10 protein-coding genes are annotated in these 23571 nt (G+C 50.7%); 2 read left to right on the plus strand and 8 right to left on the minus strand.

The window, feature by feature from the left end; translation table 11 throughout:
- Positions 1-64: 64 nt before the first annotated feature.
- From GmarT_RS11225 to GmarT_RS11255, 7 genes are all read right to left on the minus strand, one after another.
- The gene (locus GmarT_RS11225) at positions 65-1573 is read right to left on the minus strand and encodes an FAD-binding oxidoreductase (RefSeq protein ID WP_002647954.1); all 1509 of its coding nucleotides are present in this window, start codon (positions 1571-1573) and stop codon (positions 65-67) included.
- Between the two features lie 177 nt (positions 1574-1750).
- Complete coding sequence (locus GmarT_RS11230; RefSeq protein WP_002647953.1) at positions 1751-3247, minus strand: DUF3604 domain-containing protein; 1497 nt, start codon at positions 3245-3247, stop codon at positions 1751-1753.
- Positions 3248-3427: 180 nt separating this feature from the next.
- Entirely contained in the window at positions 3428-4951 is a 1524-nt protein-coding gene (locus GmarT_RS11235; protein ID WP_002647952.1) for a mercuric reductase, read from the minus strand.
- A 32-nt stretch (positions 4952-4983) separates the two neighbouring features.
- Positions 4984-5769 (minus strand): TVP38/TMEM64 family protein, encoded by a 786-nt coding sequence (locus tag GmarT_RS11240; RefSeq protein ID WP_002647951.1) that lies wholly within the window; start codon positions 5767-5769, stop codon positions 4984-4986.
- Between the two features lie 163 nt (positions 5770-5932).
- A complete protein-coding gene (rho, locus tag GmarT_RS11245) occupies positions 5933-7564 on the minus strand; it encodes a transcription termination factor Rho (RefSeq protein WP_002647950.1) in 1632 nt (543 codons plus the stop codon).
- 1146 nt (positions 7565-8710) lie between these two features.
- Complete coding sequence (locus GmarT_RS11250; RefSeq protein WP_002647949.1) at positions 8711-9559, minus strand: M48 family metalloprotease; 849 nt, start codon at positions 9557-9559, stop codon at positions 8711-8713.
- 41 nt (positions 9560-9600) lie between these two features.
- Positions 9601-16206, minus strand: a complete 6606-nt coding sequence (locus GmarT_RS11255; protein WP_002647948.1) for a ThuA domain-containing protein — start codon at positions 16204-16206, stop codon at positions 9601-9603.
- Between the two features lie 280 nt (positions 16207-16486).
- Between GmarT_RS11255 and GmarT_RS11260 the strand changes: the two genes are divergently transcribed.
- Both GmarT_RS11260 and GmarT_RS11265 read left to right on the plus strand, forming a co-directional pair.
- Positions 16487-17980: a sulfatase gene (locus GmarT_RS11260; protein ID WP_002647947.1), complete on the plus strand. Its 1494-nt coding sequence runs from the start codon at positions 16487-16489 to the stop codon at positions 17978-17980.
- Between the two features lie 157 nt (positions 17981-18137).
- A complete protein-coding gene (locus GmarT_RS11265) occupies positions 18138-22586 on the plus strand; it encodes an amidohydrolase family protein (RefSeq protein ID WP_002647946.1) in 4449 nt (1482 codons plus the stop codon).
- A 9-nt stretch (positions 22587-22595) separates the two neighbouring features.
- Here the strand turns inward: GmarT_RS11265 and GmarT_RS11270 are convergent, their stop codons facing one another.
- The gene (locus tag GmarT_RS11270) at positions 22596-23549 is read right to left on the minus strand and encodes a thioredoxin family protein (RefSeq protein WP_002647945.1); all 954 of its coding nucleotides are present in this window, start codon (positions 23547-23549) and stop codon (positions 22596-22598) included.
- Between the last annotated feature and the right edge of the window lie 22 nt (positions 23550-23571).

Raw genomic sequence — 23571 nt, forward strand, 5'->3', positions numbered from 1 at the left:
CTTTCAGAAGCCTTGTTGCAATAAATGAATTGTGAATGAATCGTGCGGGCAGAATGTGTCTGGTTCAGTGTGGTGCGCGACGGGCCGGATGTGCCTGGACCACCTTGGGTGAATTCTCTGAAGTATGTTGAGGCAGCACCTTGTCTCGACTGCAGATCTGCCGCGGGTTAAAAATATTTCGGACCTTTTCCATTGTGGCCAGATCGGTTTCATTGAAAATGCGGCTCATGAAATTGATTTTTTCCACACCAATTCCATGTTCTCCGGTGACGCTGCCACCCAGTTCAAGACACTTTTCCAGAATCTCCTCGCTGGCTTCGAGCACCAGTTGAATCTGTCCCTGATCGCGTTCATCAAACAGCAGGATCGGATGCACGTTACCATCTCCGGCGTGAAAGACGTTGACGATTCTTAAACCATATTTTTCGCTGGTCTGTTCTATAAATTCGAGAATTTCCGGGAGCCTTGTTCGGGGAACAACTCCATCCTGGGTACAGTAGCTCGGGCTGAGTCGACCGATGGCTCCAAAGGCCTGTTTGCGACTTTTCCAGATCAGCATGCGTTCTTCAGGAGTGTCAGCACGCTGAATCTCCCGAACATTATTCTTGTTGCAGATTTCCAGGATTTTTGAAACTTCCGCATCCAAAGCGACTTCCAGCCCATCGACTTCTATCAGTAACACTGCGCCTGCATCCAGTGGAAAACCAAAGTGAAATGCTTCTTCCACTGCCTGGATAATCCCGTGATCCATCATTTCCAGGGCGGAGGGAATAATCCCTTCTGCAATAATTTCGGAGATCGCACGGGTGGCGTCACCGATCGTCTGAAAGACAGCCAGCATCGTGCGATGGGCTTCCGGATCACGTGTCAGGCGGACGATGGCCTTGGTACAGATGCCGAAGGTACCTTCGTTGCCGACATAGACGCCATGCAGGTCATAACCGGGAACCTCCGCGGTGGGGCCACCCAGTTCCACAATGGTGCCATCAGGCAGGACCGCTTCCAGTCCCAGCACATGGTTGGTTGTCACTCCGTACTTCAGCGTATGCGGGCCACCGGAGTTGGTGGCAATATTTCCGCCAATCGTACAAGAACCCTGACTGGAAGGATCGGGAGCGTAATGATAACCGGTCCCTTTCAGGGCATTCGTCAGGTGCAGGTTGACCATGCCTGGTTCTACAATCGCGTATCGATCTCTGAGGTTCAGTTCCAGAATTTGTTTCATGCGGGTCAATACGATCATGACGCCGCCCCCTATGGGCAGACAACCGCCCGAGAGACTGGTTCCGGCACCGCGGGCCAGGAAGGGAACATTGAATTCGTTGCAGAGTTTGACTGTTGCTGAAACCTGTTCGGTCGTGGTGGGGAAGACGACAATATCCGGCGCGGATTTATCGACGATGTATCCGTCACATTCGTAAACGAGCAGTTCATCCGCATTATACAGGATGCCGGTTTTTCCTACGATTCCGGCTAATTTTTGAATCAGAATGGAGAACGGTCGGCTTCCTGCCTCCAGCTTTTCTAAAACAGGAGCTGACAGGTTGATGGTCTGGCTGGTGTCGTCAACCATTGTCGGGGGTAGCTTTCAAAAAGGTTGAAAGGGAATAGTTAAGATATTTAATAGATCTATTTTAAATCAAAGTCAGCTCAGGAATCAATTCTCTGCCTGCTGCTTCATTCAATTCGAGAGGTTTAAATGCTGTATTCGAGTCAGAAAAAACGAAATTCGCCGATTATGCAGAAAAAGTCATTTCTGATTGACCCAGATGGGGCTGGACCAGGCCATCTCGCCATTGGACTGAATGACGCGGACATAGTACCAGTCATCCTGGTTGCCATCACTCTGATCGATGAATGTAAATTCTGTATTCCACTGATTATGAAATACAAGCCGATGCAGCATAGCCGATTCCCAGGGAAACGGTCGGGTAAATAACATTTCATTGCTGACCGCCAGGTCTGAAAACTTTTGTGTCAGCTGACATTCACTGGGCTGCTGACAGGAAACCGATATCCGGGTGTCGGCATCTCCCTGAATCCGCATGACGATGGCTTTCTGGGACCAGTCATCAACCTGCTGTTTGAGAGCGGTGAACGACTGGACTTTCAACTGCTGAGGTGTCTGTTCCAAAATGCGATCACGGCGGAATTCATCCAGTGGTCCGGTGGTAAAACAGGTCTGAATCTGCTGGATCTCGCCACCGTCGATATCGACATTGAAATTCCAGTCAGCCGTGCCTCCCCAGCCTAAAGCCGGCCAGGGACCCCAGCCATATTCGAAACGCAGAACCACCGGTTTGTCCCAGGGATGGGCTCCATTAGATTTATCAACAGGAAAGTCACGATGAATCACACGTCCATTTTTCAAAACTTCCACACGATCAATTTCATCCCAGCCCTGCACCTTTACCTTCAGTTCACGTTCATCAGTAAAAGGGAGTTCCTGCCCCATCATCTGATTATTGAGATAGAAGTCCAGTTCGATGCGATCACCGGAGACCGCGTAAGTACGGCGATTACGCAATCCGTCGAATAAGGCATCGCGGGTCAGTTCGGATGCTTTGATGGCAGCCAGGCCTTCGCGGTAACCGCCCGGGTATCCCAGATGATCGTCCGTGCTCGCAACCACTCCGAGACGATAGCCCTGGTTCAGATAATATTGAAGCGTGTGTTTCGTCCAGCGTCCCCCTTCCGTGTGTCTTTTATAGGGAAAAGGAGCCCGGTCATGTTCGGCACACCCCCATTCGGAATGGATTTCCAGGACAGGTGAAACATCGGATGCCAATTTGGTGGCATCAAATCCACGATGGCCCAGGCGATTGGCAGGATGATGGGGAATCATCAGGCAGCCCCGCTGTCTCGCGAATGCCTGAAGTTCTGCAAGGTCGTCGATGAGTTCGTAGTCTCCCTGAAGGTCCGGAAAGAGAATGTGGTAGTCCCCTTCTTCGGTACCATGTCGTTCGTAACCCAGGATCGTGACAAACTCTCCCGGTGAATCGAAGTCTTTCGCCAGTTGTACGACTTCCGGCCAGCGGGCGCGGGCGATATGAAATCCATTTTTCCATTTGTGCGTGATTTTACCATCGTAATCGACGACATCAGGCCAGTAGGAATGAGGGGTAAAAGCATAGAAATCAAGATGATTTCGCGCGATTTCAAAAGAGCGGTCGAGTGACCCGAGTGCATAACCTACTTGATTGTGATTATGTAAATCGCCGAAGAAATTCTGATAGTCGGTTGTCATTGGACTCTGCCAGTTCTGAAATAGATGTTTTCTGTGCGAATATGCTGGCTTGCTCCTGTTCGCTCTATCTGAGCGGACTTCAAATTCCTCTGCAGCATTGTGCGGCAGGAATGCAAGAAATTCTACTCATTCCAAAGTGAAAAACGGAAGTTCGTGTTACATTCAGTTCATCAATTCATGTCAGCGGCTCCAGGTGAGCCATTTATTGAAAATACTTTTGATCAATGGACTGAGCCTGGTGCGATTGTATTGATCGCCGATTTTTCGGATGGCATCTGCCTGCGTAGGGTAGGGATGAATGACACTGGCCAGTTGTTTTAACCCCATACCTGATTTCATGGCGACCGAAATTTCAGAAATCAGGTCACCTGCATGGCTGGCGACAATGGTGGCCCCCAGAATTTTATCGGTTCCCTGTTTGACATGAACTTTTACAAAGCCATTTGTTTCGGCATCCAGAATGGCGCGATCGACGTCTTTCAATTCCTGGATGAAAGTCTGGATACGAATGTTCTTTGCAGCCGCCTCATGTGGATACAATCCGACGTGTGCAATTTCTGGATCTGTGTACGTACACCAGGGGATCTGCAACTGGCTGGATTTACTTCTCCCTTTGAACAGCGCGTTTCCAATGACAATACGAGCCTGAAAATCTGCAGTATGTGTAAACTGATAACGAGAACAGATATCACCGGCAGCATAAATGTCGTGATTGGTAGTCTGCAGAAAATCATTGACGACTATGCCATTTCGTTCATCGTATTTCACGCCTGCCTGTTCCAGGTTTAAACCCTGGACGTTGGGGGCACGTCCGGTAGAGATCAGTATTTCATCGGCGATGAAGTCCGTCACTTTTCCTTGAGTGTCGATTTGAATCTTCTTACCGGTTTCGGTTCGAGACACTTGAGTGGTGGTTGCATTGAGAAGGATCTTGACGCCATCCTGTTCCAGTTGCCTCTGAATGATTTGCGCCGCGTCACGGTCTTCCCGGGGCAGAATCTGGGGTTTAGATTGAATCAGAGTGACTTCCGAACCGAAGCGGGCGAATGTTTGTGCTAATTCGCAACCGATGGGGCCTGCTCCCAATACGGCCAGCCTGGGAGGCAGTGCTGTTAATGAAAAGATGGTTTCATTGGTAAGGAAGCCGGTTTCTTTAAGTCCTTCGATCTCGGGGACAGCCGCCCGGGCACCTGTGGCGATTACTGCTTTTTTGAAATCAAGCTGACGTTGATCAACTTGAATGATTGACTGGTTGAGAAAGCTGGCCTCGCCGATAAAAACATCCACTCCCAGGTCTTTGAACCGTTGTGCAGAATCGTGTTTGCTGATGTCGGCCCGCAGTTTACGCATGCGTTCCATAACCTGTGGAAAGTTGATTGCCACTGATTTGCGATCGCTAAGAACTCCCAGTTCGTTTGCCTGCATGACCGCATGCATTGCCCGGGAAGATCGTATGATGGCCTTTGAAGGCACACAGCCTGTATTCAGGCAATCGCCCCCCATCAGGTGCCGCTCGATCAATGCCACTTTTGCCCCGAGCCCTGCTGCACCTGCTGCAGTAACCAGGCCAGCTGTTCCCGCGCCGATCACAACCAGATTGTATCTGCCATCCGGTTCAGGGTTGATCCAGTCCGGGGGGTGGACCTGTTTCACCAGCTGTTGATTAAATTCATCGGGGGGATCAATCTGAAGCGATTCGGTCATGCTGATCTCTTACGATTCTTGTAGAACTCGGTTCAAGTCTGTTTCCGCAGTCGATTCACTGATTTCTTCACAAGTAGAGGAAACGTTCCCAGTAGAATAAAGGCAATAATCAGCTGGGGGGACAAAATCCCGCGGGCTCCCTGGCTGGACAGTTCCTGCAAGGTGGGAACACTCGTGCCAGCGTAGACATAAACGGCGGTCCCGGCAAGCATCCCCAGTTGACTGACCCACCAGAATGTCCAGACACGAATCGTCGTGAGGCCCATTAACAGGTTGATGAGAAAAAACGGAACCGCGACAACCAGTCTGAGCGTAAAGAGATAGAAGGCCCCTTCTTTTTCAAACTGTTGATTAAAACTGGTAAAGCGATCGCTGTAGCGATTTTGAATTGCCGCGCGAAACAGATAGCGACTGGTTAAGAATGCCAGGGTTGCGCCGGCCGTGGATGCAAAGCTGACGAGCAGCAGGCCTTTCCAGAATCCGAAAAACCAGCCATAAGATAAGGTTAATGGGACTGCACCAGGCAGGGAGAGGCCGGTGATTCCGGTATAGATCAAAAAGGCAACCAGGTAAATTGAGACCGGGTATTTTGCGGCAAAATCCTGCCAGCGATCTTCCTGCGTGGCCAGATATTTCAGTGTCAGGAGATCACGGTACTGGAAATAAACCATGCCAGCAATCCCTGCCAGGGCAATCAATAGTATGACACGCAGGTATATCGCAGTTCGTTTCTGACCGGGTTTGGCCGCAGGCTGAAGAGTCTGCGATTCACTGGATTCATTATCGTGTGACTGCGAATCAGAATCGGCACGGTCCACCAGTGATATCCTGTTCTAAGGGATCCTGCAGTTGAGCGAATTGCTGTCTTGCTGTGTCCAGACTCCAGCGGACTTAGGCTATGTCCAGTGTTACTGTAACGTCTCCAAGGCTATTTGAGCCGCGTATAATATTTGGGGAGACGCAATGGTTAAATGATTCGACCTAGAGGATGGCGCGGATCTTTTCCAGAAATTCTTTATTGCTCGGGAATTTCTTGAGGGTACTGCTGAGTTGTTCCATGGCTTCGACCGGGTTCAGGGAAATCAGACTGCGACGGAGCATCGTGACACCTTCCAGTACTTCGGGGGCCAGGATTTTTTCCTCACGACGTGTTCCGGAGAGCGTGATATCAATGGCAGGAAAGATACGGCGGTCGGACAGTTCCCGACTGAGAACCATTTCCATGTTGCCGGTTCCTTTGAATTCCTGAAAGATCACTTCATCCATGCGGCTGCCCGTATCGATCAAAGCGGTTCCCAGTACCGTCAGGGATCCACCTTCATCAAATCGACGGGCGGTTCCGAACATCTTTTTGGGAATATCCATGGCTTTCACATCCAGACCACCACTCATGGTACGTCCGGTGTTTCCGACCCATTTGTTAAAGGCACGTGCGGTACGGGTGATACTGTCCAGCAGAATGAAGGCGTCTTCGCCTGCTTCCGCCAGTCGCTTACCACGTTCAAAAATCAACTGACTGGTGCGGACGTGACTTTCGACATCCCGGTCCATTGAAGAAGAAATGACTTCGCCTTTGATAGAACGTTGCATTTCCGTTACTTCTTCGGGACGCTCGTCGATCAGCAGCACCATCAGGCGGATTTCGGGGTGATTGGTACTGACTGCTTCTGCGATATCCTGCAGCAGCATTGTTTTACCGGTTCGAGGAGGAGCCACTACCAGTGCACGTTGTCCTTTGCCGATCGGAGTGAGCATATCCATGATGCGCATTGTGATCGGCATGGGGCCTGTTTCCAGTTTGATCTGTTCAAACGGGTTGATAGGAGTCAGCTCATCGAACGATTTGATTTGCATGTATTCTTCGACAGTACGGCCATCAATCGTTTCGATCGATTTGAGTCGAGGACCCTGGCCACGAGTACCAGGCCCTACTTCGCCGCGAATCAGAATTCCTTCACGAAGATTGTGTTTTTCGATCAGAGAACTGGAAACGAAAGCGTCGGAATCCTGGGCCTTGTAGTTGGATTTAGGGTCTCTGATAAAGCCGTAAGCTTTGGGATGTAGCTCGAGTACCCCTTCAATGGTTCCTGAAATATTTTCGTCGACAGGAGTATTGGAGCGAGGTCTGCGGTTTTGTGTTCTGTTGCCTCCCGCATTGCCGCCGGATCGCGATCGATTTCCGCCACGGTTGTTGGAGTTGGCACGTCCCCGGTTGCCTGCATTCTGATTTTGGCCACCCTGTCGTCCAGGTCCCTGGCTGGTAGTACCGTCTGATTTTCTTCTGCGTCTCCTCCGACGACGGTTGCCTCCGGATTTGTCGGATGACTGATCACCGTCTGAGCGGTTTGAGTTGTTATCGCCTGTGGATTCAGAAGAGGTATCTGACATGCTTGCGGGTTCTCTTTCAGGTTCTGCATCGCTCTGGTGGGATTGAGTGTTTTCGAACATTTCAAGGTTTTCTTCGGCCTTGCGGCGGTACTCATCCTGCAGGGCGTCGGTCTCACTTTTTTCTAAAGTGTCTTCCGTCGCGCGTTCAACTTTTTTTCGCGGTTTTGTCGTTTTTCGACGTGCAGGTTTGGGTTTGTCTGAAGTTTCAGAACTTTTAGCGGCCATACAGAAACACCAAATGATTATAAAAATAGTTACGAAATAATTAGAGACACAACTACAGCATGAACGGCTCATGAAGTGACAGACAAATGCTTCAAGACAGAATCATTATCAGCAGAGAGCCTGCAATGATACTTGAATGCAGCTGGCATACTTCTGAACGTGTCGACTCTTCATCCAGCGGAAATCAGATCAAAGCCAGCTAATGATACTGGCGAAATCCTGATCTCTTGAAGAAAGACTCACACAGTGGAATAACTCGCCCGTCTGCGGACTCGACCATCTTGGCCTGAATATTCCAACTCTTAGGACAATCGCTTTTTTAAACAGTAAAAAGGATTTGGCCCAGGCATTGAGAACAGAATGCTTTGACAAACTTGTTGACGAATGCCTCTTACAGGGTGATCGTCTTGCCGATATCCTTTCAGGCAAAAAATATTGTGGTCAAAAACTGTTACTAGAATTCAATCGTTTCAATCAGGTTCCGTCAACCGATAAATGGTTGCTAATAAGGAACTTTTAAATGTTTTACTAACTCGACCCGGAATCAGGATTCACTCCGTTGTCATCGAATAAAGGCGACAAAACGACGAAAAGATTTCGGGGGCCTTCTGATGTCATTTCATCAAAACAGAAGACAGATAACCTTCAGAGGATAATGTTATTTAGCCAGTGAACTGGTCTGGTAGTTTTGCAACTGGTTCAGATACGTCAATATCTCTCAGCGCGAACATGAAAGAGCAATTACTTTCAAGAAACAGGCGACCGCCCCAATTTAATCGAGGGTGGCGCCGATGAAGACCAAGGCCCCGCCGGAAACGACTCACATACATAAAAAGCCAAATGGGTAATCAGTAATTTTTTATTCTGATTGGTGGGTTATTGATCTCAAAAAGCGGGGGAGATCCTCATTGAAAAACGGCTTTCCTGAGATGTCTTTATCAGTAGTGTTTATCAAAACTATCTCATAGCGTCAATACTAATCGTATCGCCAGCTCGTTCTACCGATATCTTAACTTATCCCTGAGCAAAGTCAATTCACTATCTTGTTTCTATCGGATGTTTTGTTCAGGAGCACTTTAATGACTTGTCAATAAACATGAAATTTCCGGAATTTCATCAGTTTCCCGTATTCAATTCATTCAATTTTCAGGGTTCGAGATCAGGCGGGAGCCCTGATGGATACGCTTGCTGTATGAAATACTGGATGCGTTCGATACGGTTTCCGGGATCGGGGTGCGTGCTGAAGATTTCAGGCTGCCTGCCGGGACCGGCAGAGCGTTTCAGAATATCCATGACTGCGATCATGGCGTGAGGATCGTAGCCTGCCATGACCATCAGTTTGATACCCCAGCGATCCGACTCGAGTTCATCCTTTCTACCATATTTCATATTCACCATTGAGCCAATCATCGCCGCCAGGCGGGCGCTGCTGACATCTCCGCCGGCCACACCGGCCGCGCCGGCCAGACCTTGTGTGAGTTCCTGTTTTGCCATCTGTTGAGCACCATGCCGAGACAGGACGTGTCCAATTTCATGTCCCAGTACGCCAGCGAGTTGTCCTTCTGTCTCGAGTTGATTGTACAAGGCAGCCGTGATGAAGATCTGCCCGCCGGGCAAGGCAAACGCGTTAACGACCTGATTGTCTTTCAGCAGGTGGAAATTGAACCGATAAGGGTTGTGTCGCCCCTCTTTTGCCAGCGCGGCATTGAAACTGTCAAGCAGCCGTCGTCCGACACGATCAACATACGCCTGGGCCTGTTGATCGGGGGGTTCTCCCTGATGCTGTTGCAGAATGGCGGGCAACGCCTGCAGCCCCAGCGCGATTTCCTGCTGTTCTGTTAAAGCAACCCGCTGATTCTCCCCGGTGACTTCATTGACATCGGACTTCATCAGGTACGAAACGTAACTGAACAGTGCGATGCCAACAGCGATGATGAGCCGCATCTTAAACGAGGAATTCCGTGAACCATGAGAGGTTCTGATATACCGTGTCATCTTTTTAATTATCCTGAAATTTTTCGATCAGAACAGCCGTCTCAGTTGTTTCTGAAGGAGCGAGGTTGTTCATCCAGACTCTGAATGTAACGCCAGATGGCCTGGAACTGTAGATCCGCATTCCCATCCAGTATGTTGGTAATTTTAGTTGTTTTTCCGTTCGCGGAAAGACGAGGCATTTTGGTGGATATATCAAATCGTGGTGGATTGAGGACAAACCGCCGATAGTAGTCATCATCGAGCCGTTCCCGGATGTGTACGAAATTTATCCCAGGTGCGATTTTTGTTTTATCATCACCGGTTGGCAAGTTGTCTCCAACACCATGACACTGCCGACAGTCGAGAGCGGTTTTCGAAGTCAGTTGATGGCCCAGTTGAATTTGTGTTTCTGACTGAGAAAGTTCGGTTTTTGAAGACTCATTTGTTGAGTGGATGGACTTTCCATGCTCGGCCGCCATTCCTCGTGCCAGCAGCGCCGCATGTGCGGGAAAGGCGGGCATCCGGGATTTCAACCAGGGCCGGGGACGCCAGGAAAGCTGTCCACCTATAAAAGTTTCTGACCAGTGAGGTTTCAGTTTTTCACCCGCCCATGTCAGGCTTGGCAAAGGTTCCGGAGGTAATCCCGACTCTCCTTCTTCGACAACGATAATTGCACGAGGACTGGATGTGGAATCTCGGGTGTGACAGGCGGAACAACTCAACTGGTGGAACCATCGCTCAGCAGTTTCCGAATCGCTCCGCCGGAACAGGGAGTCTGATCCCGTTTTTAAGACCGCCTGGATAGCAGCGTATTGTTCCGGATGAAATGTGAAGTCGGGAACAGAAGCAGGCCTCTTTTCTGTTTCGGCAAGGCATCCTGCGGAAAGTGATTGTGCTTTGATGGGAACTGGCTGGAGTCCCGTTGCAGACAGTTGTGATTCCTGAAGTGAACTATGACATTGAACACATCCCAGCGTTTCATACAACGTCTTACCCCGGTTGGCGGAACCGGCAGGTGGGATCATGGCATTCTGGATTTTCCCTTTGGAATTCTCGATCAGATACACTGCGAGTCCGACTGCTTCCTCAGTTGATAATTTGAAATCAGGCATGCGACTCCAACGGTGGTGTTCGTGTGGTGATTTCAGGAAGCGTATCAGTTGAGAAGCGGTGAATTTACGTTTGATGAATGCGAGTGAGTGCCGTTGATATTCATCTGGTTCCTCGGCAACTGAAAAGTGATGGCAGTTGATACAGCCCAGTACTTCGTAGGACTTCGTCCCAGCGGTTAGAAACTTTCCGGAGTTGTCTTCCGAACTGAAGTCTGGTGTTTTGCTGTTATCTGAATCAGGTTTCCGGGCCTGAGACACAAACCAGGCAGTTAAATCGGCTGCTTTCTGGATGGTCTGCTTCTCAGCAGGGTCTCCCAGTAACGCGGGCATCCTGGAATGTGACCGTAAATTTTGTGGATTCAACAACCAGTGAAATAACCAGCGTTTCGTCACGCGCGTTCCGATATTCTTCAAATCTGGTGCAGTTCGTGATAATTCGGGCATCGCGGCACTCTCTGAAAGGAACTGGTCGGCCTGCAGTCGGGCGAGTGTAAATGAGGTGTCTTCGCCTGGCAGTGTATGGCAGGCGATGCATTTAAACTCTGCGAGCAGTTCACGTCCGTAGCGGACCTGCTGTCGTTCCAGCAGTTGACTGTCATTCCCTGTGTGGCTCAAGAGTTGAGGTGGAATCGGTTCGGCCGCAAAATCCTCGCCTTTCCAGAGCAACCGTAATCGGGCCCGTCCATCAGGCTGGCTCTGGTAGTCTAACTGTAACTGGTTGTACCCTTTTTTCAAATGAACGGTCACAGGCTCAGACTGTTTGAAGTCAGAGTCTGTGACCTGAATGATCTGTTTTTGATTCACTTTTAAGCGGGCAGTTCCCGAACCTTCCAGGCTCAGCTCGTAATCACCTGCAATGGGGACGCGCAGATAGCCTTCTGCAGAAGCGGAAAAACGACCTGGCTTCAGAAAGGGGGTAACTGGTTCTGCAGGACCGACAGATAATGCCAGCAGACGACTGCTGCGCGCATCAGTCACGAGGGAACCGGCTGACAGATTCTGTTTGAAACGCCAGAGAATTCCCGGTTTCAGCTGTTGCACCTGAGTTGGCGAGAGCAGCTCATTTTTCTGACGACGTGCCAGAATCGAGTCCTCCATTTTGCGCGAAGAAACCGAATTGATCGTATGATAGTAGGTCTGTTTTAATAATTCGCCAGACTGACTGTTCAACTGCCAGGTGATTCCCATCTGCATCACAGGAATCACACGCGGCAATTCGAGGAAGACCGTGCGCTGATCAGGCAGCAACGTGGCAGAGATGACTTCAACTTCATCACGACCTTCGGTCTGGGGAGCGGAGACACGATATTCTGGTGAACCGTAGTTTTGTGACCAGAGATAATTCCATTGTTCAATGGCGTAATTATCGGGGTTCTCAGCTCTTTGACGATCCAATGGGTTCGTAAACGTCAAAGCAATTCCGTTCTGCATGGTTTTGACGGCGACAGGCAGGTGAACCGGTTTTCCAGTGTAGCGCACACGTTGCAGGCAACCGTCGCGGACCGCATTCGTGACCCAGCCTCTTAAACCACTGACGTAAAGCTGCCCATCTTCGGGTCTGAACCGCCCCCGCATGATTCCTGATTCAAACTCCAGGGGTAACGTGAGCGTGCCCCCCTGCGATTGTCCGGCGATGACTTCCCGCAGTGTCAGCAGCAATTTACTTTGACCGTAAGACAGGTGCAGCAGCTGACCTTCCAGCGGGCCCCAGTCCGGACTGGTGACCCAGACCTGTCCGCCGCTGGAGTTATCCTGCAGTCGGGGGATCCAGCATAACGGGGGATCATATCCCAACGGTCTGTCCGGCGTGATCTGTGGACCACCAAAGCCGTAGTAGCCTCCCTGTTTTACTTCTGTGACGTTGGAGGCGGGAGTCCAGTTCCCTTCCTGGGGGGATGCGGTGATAATATTGCCAGGGCCCATTCCCATGCCATTGGGGTTGCGAAAGCCGGATGCGATTTGATTCAATCGTTTGCCATTCCGGCTGATTTGCATGACACCCTGCTGCGCATGCATGAAAAAAAAGTTCCCGAAAGAATCGGTTTCGAGACAGGTCACATAATCATGGCCACCGACTGATGTCGGGATCTGGTTGTTGAAGCATTCATAGAAGTCCGCTTCGCCATCCAGATTCTGATCGTGCAGGATCGTGATCTGATCGCGGCCCAGTACATGAATCTTGTTATTCACCACTTTCAATCCTAATGGCTGAAACAGTCCGGTAGCAAAACGCTTCCACTTCAATTCGGTTAAATCAGCATCAACGCCGCTGACCAGCCAGACATCGCCGTGCACGGTTGAAACCGCCATGTCTCCATTTTCCAGGAAGTCATGACCACTTATGAAGAAGAGCGCGTGGTACGGGTTCTTATGCGGAATGGTGAGCGTGTCGACTACATAAGGAGCATTCAGCTGGCTGAGGACTCCTTCGGTTGTGATTGTTTCGGTCCAGCGAGGTGGTCCCGGGATCAGTTGGGTCTGCAGTGTGTCTGGTATTGAGAGATTGGGAGCGTTGTAGGCCGTGTCTGGATTGCCGTCCGGACTGATCTGGTAATAGATGAGAAATCGCTGTGTAGTTTTGCGGGGAGGGATCACAAAACTGGCGACCCCCTGCTCTTTGTTCGGGCTGATGTGGGAATGGATTTCTTCTCCGCCGACGCAGCCGATCATAACCGGACGGTTCTGCTTCGTCATGATCATTCGATGGGGATGATTTTCTACAGATTGCACCTCGCTGGCGGCAGCAACGTTTAGATTAAGTTCTTCCTGTCCAGGGCCGATTTCAAAGGCACGTGTAAAATATGACTTTTCTGGAGAAGTCTCATACCAGGGCGTTTCAAATACTGTTGTTTCTCCAATACGGTATTCCAGGGTGACCCGATTTCGATTCACATGAGAACCAACGAACTGACAGGGTTGTTCCCAGCCAGGCCCCTCTGCTGTCGAAAAATGAATCTGTCCGACCGGTGATGGTGCGCGGATCAGACCAAAGCGTTCCGGGGAAGGTTTGAGAAATCCGTTAGACCAGATGCCCCTCACTTTGCCGTGAGCGGTGTCATAGCAGATTGTGGCTGCCTGGTTATTACCGACACGGATCGAGAGCCCTTTTTTAACGGGACCAGTTGGTAAAGGCACGGTACAGGCCAGCCAGGTGCCCATCTCCGTTTGCTGCCAGCGATTATCACTGGTTTCTTCAACCGGCTGATCGAACCCGACCGCATCTTTGCCCCAGTGATCGCGTGCTTTTTCAGTAGTAGCTGTTTCAACGCGAACTGATTTCCCTGGTTCAGATCGATCCGAGATTTTTATTTTATCAGGCAAGTCAAATGAGAGCAGGAACAGAGTATTGTCATCCTGTTTCAAGGGCGCTGTGGGAACGATTGTAAAATCGCGTGTCCCTTTTGAAATACGAAAATCATCCAGCAGGCCATCACAACCAAGCCTGTTTTCGACGAGCCGTCCGAAAGCGATGTTTCGCTGTGCTGGTTCAGTCGATTTTCGTTTCGGGAGTTTCGAATCGAGCGCCTGTTTGCCGTCGACATACAGACGCAAACGCGAGTCTTCCAGAATCATGGCGACATAATGCCATTCGTCGTCACAGATATTGATGCCCGTCTTGAATTCTCCCCCCTGTCCGGGCAGATACACGCTGAAAAAACCGCTGCCGGCATAAGAGTACATCTCCCAATGTGCAGCCGCGCTCTTGGGGTCACAGGCGAGCAGGATGTTGAAAGCTGATTGACTGTGTAGTTTAACCCAGCCTTCTGCTGTCAATGGGCGGTGGTCTAAAAACCCGGCAGGTGTTTTGGTTAGAACAGATCCTGCATTTGCATTGAGGGCCTTTCCCCATTTTCCCGGAACGAGTGTGTTTTGTTGCGCGGGCTTTCTCTTTGGCGCTGGTGGAGCTTCCATTTCGTGAATGGGGCGCTGGGCGGCCCAGGCGGTGGCGCGGCGCAGGATTTCAGTGGGGGGAAAGGAGTCGTAGGTTTTTTCGCTGTGCCCGAGCAGCGTCTGAAAAATGCGTCCTTTCCCGTAGTGGTAGGTCCAGGCCAGCGGTTCATTGTTTTTTGTTACTCTGGATCTGGCAGTAATCAGAGGCTCAACCGGTTCTGTGCCATCCTGACGAAAGTAGAGTTCATCGGTCACCGGAAAATCATCCAGGTTCCGTGTAAGGGGATGCGTGTCGTCGGTAATCTTTACGGTGAAGTTTCCGAAGGCGTCGTGTCCGCTTTTCTGCTCCCCCTTGCCATGGTGATTCCAGACTCGCCGGACAATCTTACGATACTCGGGCCAGTCGGACGCTCCTGCCTGGGGTAGGGAGAAATGAAAGGCACCATTGGCGAAATGGATTAAGATCAGCCCCCCGCCCTGTTGCAGATAATTCATAAATGCGTTGCGCGAGGTTTTACTTAATGGGGTTTTATCATGCCAGTTGGTATAGTTCTGCACGATGACCTGATAGTTCTGCAAATTCTTTTTCGACAGATCTTCGATGTCATTCGTGATATCCACTTTGATGCGCGGATCTCGTTCCAGCTGTTGCTTAATGACTGGGGTGGTTTTTTTCCAGTTATGCCAGGCGTGTGCTTCATTGCCGGCGAACATGAGAACGCGAATGGGCTGTGTGTCGACTAACGCGGGTTCAGTTCCCTGCATGCCGGCCAGAGCAGTAGTGATTTCCTGATGCGTGTAATAGCGGGCTTCTACGCCGGATTGGGGAACGTGAATGCCTGCAGTCCAGGCAATGGCATTGAGAATGAATTTTCGAAAGGCCGCATTTTGCCAGTTGTCATAATAATGTCCGCAGGTTGTCCCAAAGCCGCGCCCCCCCTGGCTGCGTTCTTTGGCCCAGGCGACAATGTTTCCGTTTTCAGGGCGTCCTTTGAGTTCAGAGACTTCCAATAATGTAGTCAGCCGTTGATCTGCAGGCTGGAAGCGAATGTTGTAATAAAACTCCTCGCGAAGCTCAAACGGTTCGACGCCCCGGCAGATCGGATGCTCGGGATGGGGAAGCATCACGGGCGCATTGAGTGTTTTAATCGCCGAATACCATTTCCGTTTTCCGTTCTCTTCCCAGTCAAAATAACCGCCAGACCAGTTCTGAATCTGTTTCGCATACTGATCGGGGGCGAATGTGGAGAAATGAAATGTCAGGAAACCACAGCCCCGGTCAATCTGCTGCTGGATCTGTTTCAGATGTGCTGCACTGGCAAAGTGAGGCGCTTCTGTAAATTTCTCGCCGTCTCGGCCATCCGAGATAACCATAATCGTGTCGGCGTCATTCAGCGTCTCCGGATTTTCCGGCCAGCCTTCCAGATGATATTCGACCTGAACTTTGTCTCGAATATTGGAATTGTCGAGCATGACCTTGAGCAGTTTGACCGACCAGGGATAATCATGAATTCCGTTTCCCACGGGCCCATGGCTTTTGGGGCCTGCGATCAGAACAATCTTATGTCGGTCACTGCTTTTCTTTTGGGGAAGCTCTGCAGACAGAATCGACAGCGCCGGTAGGCAGAGTAAGAACAGGAGTCCAATTAAATATCGTAGAATCATGGTACCTCTGGAACTTAATCATTCAGGGGGATGAGGATCTTCAATTTTGAGCCTGTTTGGATGAATCGATGACTCAAGCTTTTATTTTACCGATGCGGATGGGAAATTACTTCCAGCAGATTAGAAAAAATCCAATTCGTTCAGGTTGGATTCATTTCCCGACTGGCTGCTACAATCGGTGGATTAACAATTGCGACGTGTCTCTGCATCGTTCATGATGGAGAAATTGTACCGACCGACTGCCATCTTATAAATCCTCACCATTCATCTGGAAGTTGACATGTATCTCAAAAGTGCGCTTGCCCTGCTGTTGGCAACAGTCCTGTTACTTGGTTTGCCTGAATTGCAGGCTGTCGAAAAACAACAGGCTGCCAAACCGAATATCGTGATAATTCTCTGTGACGATCTGGGTTATGGTGATCTGGCCTGTTATGGTCACCCCGTGATCAAAACACCTCATCTGGACCAACTGGCCTCCGAGGGGATGCGGCTGACGGACTGTTATGCCAGTGCTCCTGTCTGTTCTCCGTCGCGGGCTGGTTTGCTGACGGGACGGACTCCGAATCGTCTGGGCGTGTATGACTGGATTCCCGAAGGTCATCCGATGCATCTCAAGCGGGATGAAGTCACCGTAGCGCAACTGCTGCAGCAGGCGGGCTATGACACCGCGCATGTGGGGAAGTGGCATTGCAATGGCATGTTCAATTCCAAAGAACAGCCGCAACCGGGCGATCATGGTTTTCGTCACTGGTTCAGCACCCAGAACAACGCCCTGCCCACGCATGAGAATCCCAATAATTTTGTGCGGAACGGAAAGCCACTGGGTGAGATCGAAGGGTTTTCCTGCCAGATCGTCGCCGATGAAGGAATTCGCTGGTTGAGTGACTGGCGCGAGAAAGAGAAACCCTTTTTTCTGCATGTCTGTTTTCACGAACCGCACGAGCGGGTGGCTTCTCCCCCTGCACTGGTGGAAACATATCTCGACAAGAGTCTGTATGAAGATCAGGCACAGTACTTCGCGAATGTCGCAAATATGGACCGTGCCGTCGGAAAACTGTTGATAAAACTGGATGAACTGAAGGTCGCCGACAATACACTGGTGTTCTTCACATCTGACAATGGGCCCGAAACATTGAATCGCTATGGGAAAGGCTCAAGACGCTCCTGGGGATCTCCGGGTGTGCTGCGTGGCATGAAACTGCATATCTACGAAGGGGGAATTCGTGTGCCGGGCATTGTCCGCTGGCCGGGAAAAATCAAGGCGGGCCAGGAGATTGCGACACCCGTCTGCAGTGTAGACCTGCTGCCGACCTTCTGTGAAATCGCAGGCGTCGCAGTGCCTGATCAGCGCCCCCTGGATGGTGCCAGTCTGCTACCCCTCTTTGCCGGGAATAAGATTGAGAGAACAACGCCTCTGTTCTGGAATTACTATCGTGCATACAGTACGCCACGTGTAGCGATGCGCGAGGGGGACTGGAAAGTTGTCGCGCACTGGAGTGGCCCGGAAGGCATCATCCCTCTGGGAGGAAACGTCAATTCCGTTTCACAGGAGATTATCAAGAACGCGAAGCTGACAAAGTTCGAACTATATAACTTGAAAGACGACATCAGCGAGCAACATAATCTGGCCTGGCAGGAACAGAAACGACTGGACACATTGAAGAAAAAGCTGGTGCAGAAGTACGCGGCTGTTCAGAAGGAAGGTCCTGTCTGGGATACCAGCGAATACGATCAGAGCCGGAAAAAAACAATGATCAAAAAAACGTCGAAATGAACAGGCTCCTTTTCAGGTTCATTTACAGTCCGGGGCAATTAGCGGGAAATCGATTTCCTGGCTAAATCCCTATTCTCAACCGTCGGCGCGACTGTTAAAGTGAAACCCCGCAGTCATTTTGTCCTACCTGTTTTCATGAAACTGATCTGGTACAGCCATGTCTTATCTACGTATTTTCTGTCTGTTGTCTGTTTTCTCGCTGCAGACTCTGCCCCGGCTTGCTGAGGCGCAAGCTGTACGCAATGTGGGCTTTGAGCCAACCGTCTTCGCTTTGACGGGCGCCCGGGTGGTCACCCAGCCGGATAAAACTTTGGAGAATGCGACGATTTTGATCCGCGAGGGGCTGATAGAAAATGTGGGAATGGATCTGAAAATTCCTGCGGATGCAGACGTGATCGACTGCACGGGATTAGTGATTTACCCGGGTTTCATTGATGCCGCTTCCAGCGAACTGCTCAATAAGGATATCAAGGCCCCCCAGCCGAGTGAGCGCAAAGTCGATTTTGGGCGCTATGCCCTGGCGGCGACGCGCCCCGATAATCGAAATTATCTCAGTCCGGAATTTCTGGCGAATGAAGCCGTCGTTCGCAAAAAGAACAGTTTCGAAAAATACCAGAAGGCCGGGTTCACAGCCGTGCATCTGCTTCCCCAGGGAAAGATCGCCAGTGGCCAGGGGACACTGCTCTCCACCAGTGAGTTGCCTGTACGGGAAGCGACTCTGGTTAAATCGACCATGAGTACCTTTCGTCTGTATGCACCCCGTGGCGATGTTTATCCCACCACTCTGATGGGCGCCCTTGCCCATTTACGGCAGACCTTATTAGACACACAGCACTACGAGCAACACTGGGATCTGTATCAGGAGCAGAGTGCGTTCATTAAACGCCCGCCGAGTGATCCTGCTTATGCAGAGTTGAAGGATGTTCTGCATGGCAAAAAAACTCCCGTGTTTACGGCTGACTCGCGGGATGAGATTTTACGGACACTCGATTTCTGTGCGGAGTTCCATCTGAAACCGGTGATCTATGGTGGCGAAGAAGCCTACCTGTGTCTGGATCGCCTGAAAAATGAATCGAGCGGCTTGATTATCCGGCTGAACATTCCCGAGAAACCGAAAGTAAAAGAACCAGAGGATGAGAAAAAACTGACGACTAAATTTTCTGATCCCGTTCGTGTCCAGCAGGAAAAACTCCGTCTCTGGAAAGAGCAGATTCAGGGACTCAGTCAGTTGGCAGAAAGCGGTTTACCGGTTGCTGTCTCTTCGGAATCGATGAAAAAACATGTCGAAGACGTTCTGCCACAATTGCGAGTCGCAGTGAAAGAGGGCCTGTCAGCAGATCAGGCTTTACGTTTTCTGACGCAGGATGCAGCGACTCTGCTCGGCATGGAATCACGTCTGGGGACGATTGACGCAGGCAAGCTGGCGCATCTGACGGTGATGTCCGGTTCCTGGGAAAAGAGTGAAACGAAAGTACGCTACCTGTTTGTAGATGGCCTCAAGCTGGATTTCGAAGAGAAAAAGAAAGAAGACAAAGAAGACAAACCTGAATCCGGGGCTAAAGAGAAGCCTGAACCTGCTATCGTCGATTTAGCCGGCCAGTGGGGTGTCGAAATCCAGTCAGCTCAAGGTAAAGTGATTGGTCAACTGCAGCTCGCGCAGGATAAGACGGTCTTGCGAGGTACGTTTTCCAGTGAAAAGGGGGACGGCAAAGTCACTTCTGGTAAGATTGAAAAGTCACAGTTTGAATTCACCGTGGCCATTGGTGCCGGCGAACATTCGATTGAATTGCAGTTTAAAGGCGAACTGGGGAAAGAGTTGAAGCCGGAATCGCTTTCCGGAAAACTGAAGTCGGCCTTTGGGACAGAAACGCAGTGGTCGGCGGTTCGAAAAGTGAAGACGATGGAACCGGTCGTTGAGAATCCGATCCAGCTCTCGCTGGAGGGAATGGACGACGGTGAAGATCTGCTGGCCGATTCTGACAGCGAAGTCCTGGTGGCAGAAAAACCGGTTTTCAAAAACGTAGACCGCCCCAACCTGCATCAGTTTAATACGGAACTCAAGGCCGATCGTATCAGCCAGGCGGTAAATACGGGGGGGAATCTACTGCTGGAAAATGGAACGGTGATCACTGTCACCGGAGAAACAATGCCGCAGACCTCGGTGCTGGTCAAAAAAGGTAAGATTGTTGCCATTGGAAGCGATCTGAAAGTACCTGAGCAGACAACCGTCATTGATGTCACCGGACAGTATGTGATGCCGGGCATCATTGACACCCACAGTCATATCATGATCACAGATGGGATCAATGAGTATTCGCAGTCGATTGTCCCTGAAGTCCGCGTTCGTGATGTCGTGAATACCGCAGACCCGTCTGAGTATCGCGCTTTAGCGGGGGGCGTGACTGCCGCGCGGTTGTTTCATGGTTCGGCAAATGTGATTGGCGGTCAGGATGCGGTTGTGAAGCTCAAACACGGCAAGTCAGCCCGGGAGCATATTCTGCACGATGCTCCTCAAGGGGTGAAATTTGCGTTGGGGGAAAATGTCAAATATCGCACCTCGCGTTTTCCCAATACCCGCATGGGGGTTGAAGCGACGCTGCAACGTGCGTTTCTGGAAGCCATCGATTACCGCCGACAGTGGCAGGAGTATGAAAAGTTACAGAAAAATGAACCGGACATCAAACGGCTGCCTCCTCGACGGGACCTGAGGCTGGAAGCACTGGCAGACATTGTAAACCATGAAAAGTTTATCCATTCGCACTGCTATCGCGCGGATGAAATTCTGATGCTGTTGCGGGTGGCGTCCAATATGGGCATTCGTGTCTGGTCGCTGCAACATGTTCTGGAAGGCTATAAGATCGCTCCCGAGATTCTGGCCCACGGTGCCAGCTGCAGTACATTTTCGGACTGGTGGGCTTATAAAATTGAGGCCTTCGATGCCGTTCCCTATAACGCGGCTCTGTTGAATGAAGCAGGTATTAATACAGTCATCAAAAGTGATGACTGGGAACTGATCCGTCACCTCTATCTGGAAGCCGCCAAGACAGTCCGCTACGGAAACATGTCATTCAACGAAGCACTGCGCACCATCACGATCAATCCTGCCAGGGAATTGGGACTCGATCAGCAGATCGGTTCGATCGAAATCGGTAAAGATGGTGACTTCGCCGTTTTCAGTGGTCATCCTCTGAATGCCTATTCGCGGTGTGAGATGACCATCATCGAGGGAGAAGTCTATTTTGATCGCCGTCAGCAGCCGACAGCAATGACCGAGTCGGCAGAGCGGCGTTCCAAGGCACCTCAAGTATCGATTGCTGCACAGACCGATGCAAAACTGGATTTGCCGGCGGAGGAATTGACTGAGTATGCGATTACCGGCGCGACGCTGCACCCGATTGATCGGGGTGATATTGCCCAGGGGACTGTCATCGTCAAAGATAAGAAGATTACTTATGCAGGGCCTGCAAAATCACTGCCCGCAGGGATGACGGTGATTGATGCTGCAGGACTCCATATTTATCCGGGGATGATTGATTCCGGTTCCACATTAGGATTAACAGAAATCGACAAGGTCCGCGAAACACGAGACTATGCGGAAAGTGGTGATCTGCAGCCCGATTTGCGGACGGGCGTTGCGATTAATCCCGATTCCGAGCTGTTTCCCGTGGCTCGTGCGGGGGGGATCACGACGGTCCTGGTCAGTCCACAGTCCGGTCTGATCTCCGGTCAGGCATCCCTGGTGCAGACAGCGGGCTGGACTGCTCCTGAAATGGTGATGGAACTGGAAGCCGGCCTGCAGATTGACTGGAGTACGAAAGAGGAACGTCAGTCGGAACTGAAGGACTTTATCCGGCAGGCACGCCTGTATCAGAAGCTGAAGCAGCAGACAAAAGAAAAAGGGACACGGGAGCCGGTCACTGATCCCCGGTATGAAGCGTTGATTCCTTATCTGCAACAACAGAAGCCGGTCTTTATTGAGGCAAATTCGCGCGAAGCGATTGCCGGCGCCCTGCTGTTTGCGGCAGAAGAAAAGCTGCGGATTGTGATTACTGGTGGTGCGGATGCCTGGAAACTGGCAGAGGAATTGAAGCAGCGGAAGGTTTCGGTAATCGTCGGTCCTGTGATGCAGAAGCCACAGGACGACTACGATCCTTTCGACGCACCCTATGCGAATCCGGGGCACCTGTATGATGCAGGAGTTCCATTTTGTATTCGTTCTCACAGTGCCTGGAATTCACGGAACACACCGTTTGAAGCCGCGATGGCAGTGGCTTACGGACTGCCTGAGCAGGCTGCTTTGCGATCTGTAACACTCTCTGCAGCAGAAATTCTGGGGATTGACAATCAGGTCGGGTCTCTGACCGCGGGTAAACTGGCGAATCTGATCATTGCCGACGGTTCGCCACTGCAACATACTTCACATATCAAAGCGGTCTGTGTCGGTGGTAAGTTGCTGCCACCGGAAAGTAAACAGACGCGACTGTATGAACGGTACCGTGGTCGTCTGCAGAAGTTGAGAGAATCGCAGGGCGATAAACAGCCTGTACCGATTCCCCTGGAAACTCAGAAAGTGGAACCGGCTAAGAAACCTGCAAATACTAAATAGCAGCTCCGTTTAGCGGACGACGCTGCCTTCGACCTCTTCGATTTTCAAGACATGCATTGTACGACTGAAGCGGTCTGGATTCTTTTTGAATTCTTCACGGGATTCCACGTCCACAAACAGATACAGGTTGTGATCGTAGTAGGCCCCGTATTTTGTATCGCCGGGAATGGCGCGGTCCTGCTTATTCAGAATCACAGGGTCGCAGCCCAGTAATTGCGGGGCATAACGTCCTGGGTCAATCTTGAAGATTTCAAGTTCGGTACGGCTGGAGAGCAGATAGGTAATGCCCTGGTACGGCCAGCTGAATTCTTCTTTGCCTTTCGTCCATTTGCGGTCCCGGGTCAAAGCGATGGGACTGTAGCCTTCCAGGCCGATTCTGGCAGGATCTGTTGCGACGTAAGTTTTTTCTTCGACTTCCTCCTGCACTTCTATCTCAATCGATTCTTCTTCAACCGATTCACTTTCCTGCTGCTTTCGCGCCATCAGTTCCTGTTTACTTTTTCGAGCCAGGTAGACTCTGCGGTCGTTTTCATACCGGGAAGCACCGCGCCCGAGGAAACTTAAGTAGGTGTGTTTCTGCTGCATTCCGCCTGCACGTGTGATGATGGTTCCAGTGGGAGTCAGCAGGATATCACTGGGAAGCGATTTTACGTTGAAACGATCGACCAGTTGCGGATACTGATCACTGTCGATTTTGACACCGATAATGCGTTTACCGAGAATGTTCTTAAGGGTCTGCGTACTTAGAACCGTCTGTTCCATCTGTTTACAGGGGGCACACCAGGATGCATGGAAATGTACGAGCAGCGGAACATCTTTATCTTGTGCGAGTTTTTGCGCAGCCTGAAAGTCATGCAGCCATTCACCGGCGAACGAAGAGCTGATCGATATCGTAAACAGAGTGAACGCAACTGTTACGATTGATACAAATTGGTGTTTCACGTTTTCGTTGGTGAATCGCATGAATAATGTCCCCGCAAATCTT

The organism is Gimesia maris (genome assembly GCF_008298035.1).
Taxonomy (GTDB): domain Bacteria; phylum Planctomycetota; class Planctomycetia; order Planctomycetales; family Planctomycetaceae; genus Gimesia; species Gimesia maris.